The sequence below is a fragment of the Endozoicomonas sp. genome (genome assembly GCF_031844845.1).
In the GTDB taxonomy this organism is placed as follows: Bacteria; Pseudomonadota; Gammaproteobacteria; order Pseudomonadales; family Endozoicomonadaceae; genus Endozoicomonas.
The window spans coordinates 1-8,553 of sequence record NZ_JAVRMB020000263.1; the positions used below are offsets into that span (position 1 = coordinate 1).

Below are 8,553 nucleotides of genomic sequence, written 5' to 3' on the forward strand. Positions count from 1 at the left end.
ATAATCATTACCCAGAGCTTGCTCTAACTGATCCCGGCTACAGTCACCCACAATCAGAACAGACTGACGAGGTTTACTGATGATCTGCCGCCCCTGCAGGGCCAGCAGCTGTTCCGTCACCCGTTTGGCAATTAACTCCACCAGGGCATCTGTATTCATTACGGCTTTCCTTAAGATTCCAGAAGGTTTTCAACGTCCAGTGCACTGATTGCAATACCCAGAGGAGTGACCAGAAAAGGATTTTCCGGCTTCCAGGTGGTGACACCCGTTTGTTTCTCAACAATCTGCTCAAATTCAGGCAGACAGGTGGTGCCGCCGACCAGATAGATATCTTTTACGTCGTAGCCTTGAATATGTTGATGAACAATAGATCCCATCTTTTCAATCACCGGACGGACGATTGCCACCACATCCCGATGGTTCGCAGAATCTTTCTTCCGCTCTTCCGCTTCTTCAAAGCTGATTTTGTAATGCCCCGCCAGAACCAGTGACAGATGAGTACCACCGGTTGCTTCATCTGCGGTGTAGATCACTTCGCCATCCCGAAAGATGGAAAGCCCGGTAGTACCACCACCAATATCCACCACCGCGCCATTCTGAATGCCCAGCACCCGGTTGGCGGCTGTTGGCTCATCCAGCATGTTGACCACGTCCATACCGGCACCTTCCACCACATAGCGGTGGGTTTTGCAGACCGATTCCGGGCTGTTGGACGGCATGGCAATGGCGGCCTTTTCCAGAGACACCTGAAGGCGGGATTCCAGCTTTTCCTTAAGCTGGCGAACGATAGTCAACGCACCGATATAATCAACAACAAGCCCATCCTTTAACACCTGAGCAAACTGCATCTCAGTGGCCACAGGCTCACCAGCCTGATCCAGTACCACCAGCACAATATAGGCAGTACCCAGATCAACCCCGACCACCAGCTTGTCAGGGTCAGTTACCTGTCCGGTTCGGGTCAGGCTCATCTCTACTTTATTGATGAGGTCACTGACACGCTCAGGATTGAATTCAGACATAGTCGTTTATTACCGTTAGCAGGCGATCAGTTCGCCTTTGGCATTGGCTGGCAGACCAACCGCATTGGCTTCATCGAAGTCAATATGCATTGCCAGAGAAAAGCTGTCTTTCACTCTGACCAGAACTTTGTGGAACGTTATTGGACGATCTGTTTCTACACGAACATCCACTTCCTGCTTATCAGCAACACCCAGTCTGTTGGCATCTGCTGTGGTCATATGGATATGGTTACGGGCAACAATGACGCCCTTATCCAGCTGTACCATTCCTTTTCCAGAGTAAAGGAATATGCCTGGAGTACCTGCAATATCACCGGACTCTTTCAATACGGCATTAACACCCAGCTGACGAGCGTCGGTGCGGGAGATTTCTACCTGACTGTCTGGCCGGGCCGGGCCAAGCACCGCAACGTTTTCAAAGGTTCCCTTCGGGCCAAGAATATTCACTCGCTCTTCGCACAGGTACTGACCTGGCTGAGAGAGTTCACGGGCAGGAGTCAGCTGGCGACCGGCACCGAACAGGGCTTCAACATCTTTCTGACACAGATGAACGTGGCGGGCAGATGCTTCAACAGGGATTTCTTTCTTGCTGCTTTCAGCTTCCGCGGATTGCAGAGCCTGGGCGGTGCATTCAACAATCACCTGATTAACGATTTGCGTCAGGAGTTGTTCATTAACGAGGGTATTCACAGCGATGTCTCACAATCGGCATTGGCCATGGGACCAATGTTAAGCTGAAGAGCAAAAGCACAAAGACCTGGAAAACCGCTTTCCTGCGTGTCTTTATGCTCCCGCGGTGAGTAATAAAAAATTACTCGCCTTTAGCCTGAGGCAGGATCACTTCAACTTCGCCGTGCGGACGTGGGATAACGTGTACGGAAACCAGTTCACCAACACGCTCAGCAGCCGCAGCGCCCGCATCAGTAGCCGCTTTAACAGCGCCAACGTCACCACGAACCATGATAGTTACCAGACCACTACCGATGTTCTCTTTACCAACCAGAGTTACGTTAGCAGCTTTAACCATGGCGTCAGCAGCTTCGATAGCAGCAACCAGACCTTTAGTTTCAACCATACCCAGAGCGTTAGAGATAGCCATTATGTGTTTCTCCTGATGGTCTCCTCTGAGAGGAGACGCTGTAATTTAAATATTTGTTAATCGTTTAATACTGAAAGCACTTACAGTGCTTTCAGGCGCTCAATCACCATGCGGGTGATTGCTTCAATATCCAGTTCATTTGCTGTTGTCGCTGCGTCTGCCTGAGCAACCGGAGCTACTGGCTCACAGATGCCATAAGCGACATAACGCTTATTGAACAGATGCAAAGGTGTCACGTTATCAGACGTTGCTGAACCGCCAACACTGCCACAACCCAGGGTAAATGCCGGTGGCAGACCCGTCGTTGCACCCACGGCACCGTGAGTGGATGGCGTATTCACCACCAATCGGGATACCGGCTTCTTCAGGGCAAACTCACGAACCAGTTCATCGTTCTGGGTGTGAATAGCCAGAGAGTGGCCAGCACCTTCGTAGTTCAACAGCTCAAGGCAAAGCTCGCAGGCATCGTGGGCATCCGTCGTACGGTAGAAGCCCAGCAGCGGAGAAAGCTTTTCCCAGGAGAATGGGTGCTGTTTACCAACACACTCACGACCCTGCTCAGCCACCAGAACACGACTGGTCGCTGGGATTTCCAGACCCGCCATACGAGCGATTTCTACCGCTGGCTTACCAACGATACGAGCGTTCAGTGTGCCTCTTGGGCCAACGATCACTTTCTCAACCCGGGCAGTTTCTACTTCGTTCAGGAAGTAACAGCCCTGGGCAATCATTTCAGCCTTCACCTGATCGGCGATCACATGTTCAGTAACCACATGCTGCTCAGATGCACAGACAGTACCGTTATCAAACGTCTTACTCATCAGAACGTACGACACAGCCTTTTTAATATCTGCAGTACGTTCAATAAAGGCAGGTACGTTACCGGGACCAACACCCAGGGCCGGGTTACCGGAACTGTATGCAGCCTTAACCATGGCAGAGCCACCAGTCGCCAGGATGATACCAGTGCCTTCGTTTTTCATCAGCTCACTGGTACCTTCCAGTGATGGCTGAGACATCACGCTGATCAGGTCCGCAGGCGCACCCAGACTCTGTAGTGCTTCTCTCAGCACCCGTACGGTTTCGCTGATACACTTCAGCGCCGATGGGTGTGGGCTGATAATGATCGCATTACCCGCCTTGATGGAGATAATGGACTTGTAGATCGCTGTAGACGTTGGGTTGGTAGACGGCACCAGGCCAGCAACCACACCGTAAGGTACAGCCACTTCCAGCATTTTCTTTGCAGGATCTTCAGCGATAAATCCGATGGTTCTCATGGACCGAACAGACTCAGCAAGATGCTTGCTGGCAATCATGTTCTTGGTGATTTTATCCTGAACCTTTCCGAAGCCGGTTTCTTCAACCGCCATCTCAGCCAGACGGCTGGCATTCGCTTCACCGGTACGAGCCATCGCTTCGACCAGCGCATCCACCTGAACCTGACTGTAGTCAGCCAGTACTCTCTGGGCTTCTTTGGCCCGGCGGATCAGGTTTCTTACTTCCTGGATGGAAGCAAGGTCTTTATCGAGCAGTTCCAATTTACTTCACCTTCTGGTGGTATTCGACAATGGCCTGAATCAGTGCATCTTTCTTGGCAAACTTGATTTGCTGTTTGCTCATGGTGAAATCTTGCAGCTGTCGAGCCATGTTTCTCAATTCAACGGTTCTGAACGCCTGTAATTCATCAATATCTACAATGGATGAACTATCGGTTTCCATAGCTTCTGTGACGGCCACAACGTCTGGTTGTGATTCAACTTCTGATTCAACTTCTGATTCAACAACAGGTGCCGCACTTCTGGTCGCGCCCATCAAAATAGCATTCAGCTCAGTAACTGGTCTGGCAATCACATGGGTAGATACGACCTTGCCAACACGATCTGCAGCAATCGTTGCGGCCTCAATGGCCGCCTTCACTGCACCAACATCACCCCGGATGATGATCGTAACCAGACCAGCACCAGAATTCTGTTTTGAGACCAGGCTGACATTGGCGGTTTTCAGGCAGACATCTGCTGCTTCAACCGCCGGGAGGAAGCCGAACGTTTCAATAAACCCTGCTGCCTCTTGTGAATTCATCGCCTGTAACTCCATCGTGTTTTCTTTCTGCTAAAACCGATTCGATCAGAATCCGTCGTACAATTAAGAGTGCAATTAAAAGTGCTTCGGGTTATCTGCAACAAACTTCACTGCATCGGCAAAAGCGTCGCAGGCCGCTTTACAGGCAGACTGACTACCGGTAAGCAATGCGCCACCAAAGTTAGTCTCTGAAGGAGGCTCAAACAGCTGACACAATTGGACATCTGCTGCTTTCATGGCCGCGTCCAGTGCATACATTGCTTCCAGAGGTGGTGCGATCAGATAGGCCAGCGCTTCACCTTCTTCGATTTCTGCCAGACCGGACAGGAATGGACCGGTACGGGAAACACACTGGGCAAAGTAAACAATGCTGTCGTCTTCATTAGCACTGTAGAAAGCACATTCATTTTCAATAAAGTCGATGGCAACATTCAGGCCACTGCGAACTTCTGCCGGACTTGGGCCAGCCAGCATACCGATGACTTCACCAGCCAGTTTGCTGTTGGCATTGGCGGCACCGCCATAGAAGCTCTTACCCATGACAACACTGACTTCGGCGTTTTTACAGGCTTCATCCAATGCGCAATAGGCCACATCATCAGCATCAGCTGTGATAATTCCCAGGCTCTTGTAGCCTTTTGGCATGCCCAGCTTTTCAGCCATTTTCGCATCAACGTTGGGAATCATTTTTACGGCCAGTACGCTGGCACCCAGACGATCACCTTTCATTGCTTTACTCCTCTTTTGGCAGCACTGATTTTTATACGATCAGAGCCGCCTTATATCCAAAGATCAGAAACGGAAACCAACACCGCTGCACTTCTGCTCAAACATCTTCTTAACGATGTTGGCGATGTGCGCACCTGCTTCAGCGGCAGGCGTTCCACGACGATGGATATTGGAGATAACGGTACGACCCGCTTCCGGCATGCCAACGGTGCCTTCATAGGTGATATAAGCACCCATGGATTCACCGGTAGCCAGTCCGGGACGCTCACCCACCAGCATGACGGTGACTTTGCTATTGGTCAGATCAGTCAGGTGATCCATGGAGGCCACACGACCAAACTTGATGAAGACGGTATCGCCAACACTCAGGCCATACCCTTCCAGACCCTGCTTCAGGGCAGGCAGGATATTTTTCAGATTGGCGGTAATGGCGCTGGAAGACAGACCATCGGCAATGATAATTTGAACATCCGCACCTTTACGGCACTCAGACTGAATTTTGGCAACACCTTCATCACTGATGATACGGCCAAGATCCGGACGGGTGACGTACATATCTTTGTCTTCGCATTGAGAAGACACGGCAATCAGTCCGGCTTCGGCAACCAGTTCTTCGGCGACTTCGTTAAAGACGGAGTCAATGGCCACCGCATGGTCAGCACGGAAACGCAACATGGTTTCCGTCTTGTAGCGGGGACCAGTCCGGCCAATACCCAGACGCGCCGGTGTTTTGGCCTTGAGTTTCATGTACTCGGCTTTATTCTCCGCATTATCTATGGCGAAGAAATCAGACATTTCGATAGCAGTGATGTCGTTCAGCTCGCTGTCGTCCACATCGGACACGACAGTTTCAATCTGACTGGCGACGGAACGAGTTACCTGTTCCACCTTCGCAGCAGAGCCAGCGTCAGACAGGTCAATTTCCTTCAGGACTTTGCCAATCAGGTCTTTCAGATCATTTTCAGAAATCATGGTGAGCCCTATTACTTCAGGAAAATAGAAGCGTCGCCTGCTTTCGCAGTCAGACGGCCATTTTCCATAATGCCCATACGCTCACACCAGGCTTCAAATTCTGGAATCGGGCGCTTGTTGAATAGCTCACGCATGGTGGCCACATCGTGGAATCCGCTGCTCTGATACATCAGCATGATGTCGTCACCGGCAGGAATACCCATGAAATAGGTACAGCCAGCAGCAGTCAGCAGCGTCATCAGGGATTCATTGTCGTTCTGGTCGGTCTTCATATGGTTGGTGTAGCAAACGTCTACACCCATTGGCAGGCCATGCAGCTTGCCCATGAAGTGGTCTTCCAGACCCGCACGAATTACCTGCTTTCCGTCGTACAGATACTCTGGACCGATAAAACCAACAACGGTGTTTACCAGGAATGGCTTGTAGCGACGGGCAAAACCGTAGCAGCGAGCTTCCATGGTTACCTGGTCCGCACCGTGGTGAGCATCGGAAGAGAGTTCAGAACCCTGACCCGTCTCAAAATACATCACGTTAGGACCGGTACAGGTACCCTGCTTCAGCATCATATCGTTGGCTTCAGCCAGATGACCGGCATTGAAACCAAACGCTTCGTTACCTTTCTGGGAACCGGCAATAGACTGGAAGATCATATCTGCAGGTGCGCCACGCTCTACGGCTTCCATCTGGGAGAGCACGTGAGCCAGTACACAGTTCTGGGTCGGGATTTCAAACTTCTGCTTGAGTTCCTCGAACTGATGCAGACAGCGATAGATGCTGTCAGTGGTGTCGTCTACCGGGTTCAGACCAATGACCGCATCACCAATACCGTAGGAAAGACCTTCCAGGGTAGAGATACGGATACCGTCCACATTGTCAGTGGTGTGGTTTGGCTGAAGACGGGCAGCGAGGGTGCCACGACGGCCAATAGTAGTATTACAGGTGGCCAGAACTTCCATCTTGCTGGCTGCGTAGATCAGGTCACCATTGGTCATTAGCTTGGTAACCGCAGCAATCATTTCCGAGGTCAGACCACGGCTTATGCGACGAATTTCTGAACCCTGGGCTTCGTAGGAAAGCAGCCATTCACGCAGCTCACCAACAGACCAGTTTTTAATTTCGCTGTAGATGGTTTCGTTAATATCATCCTGAATAATCCGTGTTACTTCGTCGTCTTCATAAGGAACGATCGGATTATTACGGAGATCAGACAGCAGCATGCGGGACAGGATGTCCTTGGCGGCTACCATTTCAGTAATTGATTCGGCGGCTACGCCCGCCAGTACGTCGCCAGAACGTTTTTCGTTAGCCTTGGCGAGCACTTCTTTAATGCTGGAAAAGCGGTACACCTTTCCAAAAAGTTTGGTTTTAAGAAGCATGAGGAGCCTGTGCCTCGAGTCATAATGAATTTTCCAACAGAGACTACCCAAGCCTGCCGGTGATCGACTTGATGTGCATCAAGGAGGCCTTAAGCGAGAGAAGTGACGCAGATCAATAAAACAGATGTCCCTCCGTTTTGCAGGCTGTGAACTAACGATGAAACCAGATCAAATCAGACCCAATACCCCGCCATCACTGGCAGAAAGGCGGCTCTGATCACACCAGCTGTTTTAACAAAACCTGATGACTATCTGAAAAATTTCAATTCGGGTTAAACTGGCAAAAAGAATATGAAATCTGGACATGGTCAGATTCTGTTTTGAATCCATACCCGGAATAAAAGCCAGCAGCTGCCGCCGGATAACGCCGGAATGACTCACAACCAGTATTCTTTAGCCCTTTTGAAGGTTAAGTAGATAATCAGTGGTCACAGACCGGTATCACAACTTTTAAGGTTATAAAATATGAAAATCTGGGTTGATGCAGATGCCTGCCCCAATATGATTAAAGAGATTCTATTCAAGGCTGCTCAACGTACGCAGACCGAGATGATTCTGGTGGCGAATCAATACCTGCCTACGCCTCCCGGCGCCCTTATCACGGCGGTTCAAGTTCCTGCCGGGTTTGATGTAGCCGACGGATATATTGTTCAGGGGTGTGAAGTGGGTGACCTGGTGATTACCGCAGATATTCCTCTGGCAGCCGAAGTACTGCAGAAAAAAGTCCATGCGCTCAATCCCAGAGGCGAGTTCTATGATCAGGAGAACATACGTCACCGATTGGCTATGCGTAACTTTATGGAAGAGATGCGCAATACCGGACAAGTAGGTGGCGGGCCACCACCACTGGGCAATAAAGACAAGATGGTCTTTGCCAATGCCCTCGACCGGTTTTTGGCTGGTGTGAAAAAATAGCCCGGGAAACTGCCACTAACTCCTGGCTTTTCCGAGTGATATGACAAGGGTTTTCCGGACACTTTTTTACGCTGCCCTGCAAGTTGCACGATTTTCAGGACAACACACCTTTATGTGGAGGGATAATAAATCGTGCACACTAAGCCAATTTTTACCAATAGTTCGTGCACACTAAAATAAAACCCTTTAAAAACCAGCATATTAAAAGGGTCAAAACGGAATACTATCAGTATCATCATCCTGAAATTCAGGAACGGTTGCAGTCCGTTTTTCTACACTGTTTTTATTATCCATTACCACACTATCAACATTACCGGATCCTGGCGGGGGTGGAAAAGAGTTCTTTGATTCTACCGGA

The 8,553-nt window shown here is 50.2% G+C and carries 9 protein-coding genes; 1 reads left to right on the forward strand and 8 read right to left on the reverse strand.

Translation table 11 applies throughout. The features are described 5' to 3' along the window. Positions 1-170: 170 nt before the first annotated feature. The 8 genes from eutJ to RM811_RS14135 form a co-directional block, all read right to left on the reverse strand. Positions 171-1,022, reverse strand: a complete 852-nt coding sequence (eutJ, locus tag RM811_RS14100) for an ethanolamine utilization protein EutJ (RefSeq protein WP_402525407.1) — start codon at positions 1,020-1,022, stop codon at positions 171-173. Positions 1,023-1,037: 15 nt separating this feature from the next. Next, entirely contained in the window at positions 1,038-1,712 is a 675-nt protein-coding gene (pduL, locus tag RM811_RS14105) for a phosphate propanoyltransferase (protein WP_402525410.1), read from the reverse strand. Positions 1,713-1,833: 121 nt separating this feature from the next. Beyond that, complete coding sequence (gene eutM / locus RM811_RS14110) at positions 1,834-2,121, reverse strand: ethanolamine utilization microcompartment protein EutM (protein WP_402525413.1); 288 nt, start codon at positions 2,119-2,121, stop codon at positions 1,834-1,836. A gap of 80 nt (positions 2,122-2,201) precedes the next feature. Beyond that, positions 2,202-3,662 (reverse strand): acetaldehyde dehydrogenase (acetylating), encoded by a 1,461-nt coding sequence (locus RM811_RS14115; RefSeq protein WP_402525415.1) that lies wholly within the window; start codon positions 3,660-3,662, stop codon positions 2,202-2,204. 1 nt (position 3,663) lies between these two features. Beyond that, positions 3,664-4,203 (reverse strand): BMC domain-containing protein, encoded by a 540-nt coding sequence (locus RM811_RS14120; protein ID WP_402525418.1) that lies wholly within the window; start codon positions 4,201-4,203, stop codon positions 3,664-3,666. Positions 4,204-4,278: 75 nt separating this feature from the next. Next, a complete protein-coding gene (gene eutL, locus RM811_RS14125) occupies positions 4,279-4,932 on the reverse strand; it encodes an ethanolamine utilization microcompartment protein EutL (protein ID WP_402525420.1) in 654 nt (217 codons plus the stop codon). A 63-nt stretch (positions 4,933-4,995) separates the two neighbouring features. Then, positions 4,996-5,904 carry an ethanolamine ammonia-lyase subunit EutC gene (eutC, locus tag RM811_RS14130; RefSeq protein WP_402525423.1) on the reverse strand — a complete coding sequence of 303 codons (909 nt, stop codon included), beginning with the start codon at positions 5,902-5,904 and terminating at the stop codon, positions 4,996-4,998. Positions 5,905-5,915: 11 nt separating this feature from the next. Then, positions 5,916-7,280, reverse strand: a complete 1,365-nt coding sequence (locus RM811_RS14135; protein ID WP_402525425.1) for an ethanolamine ammonia-lyase subunit EutB — start codon at positions 7,278-7,280, stop codon at positions 5,916-5,918. 465 nt (positions 7,281-7,745) lie between these two features. Here RM811_RS14135 and RM811_RS14140 point away from each other — a divergent pair, with 465 nt between their 5' ends. Further along, the gene (locus RM811_RS14140) at positions 7,746-8,195 is read left to right on the forward strand and encodes a YaiI/YqxD family protein (RefSeq protein ID WP_402525428.1); all 450 of its coding nucleotides are present in this window, start codon (positions 7,746-7,748) and stop codon (positions 8,193-8,195) included. The last annotated feature ends 358 nt before the right edge of the window (positions 8,196-8,553 follow it).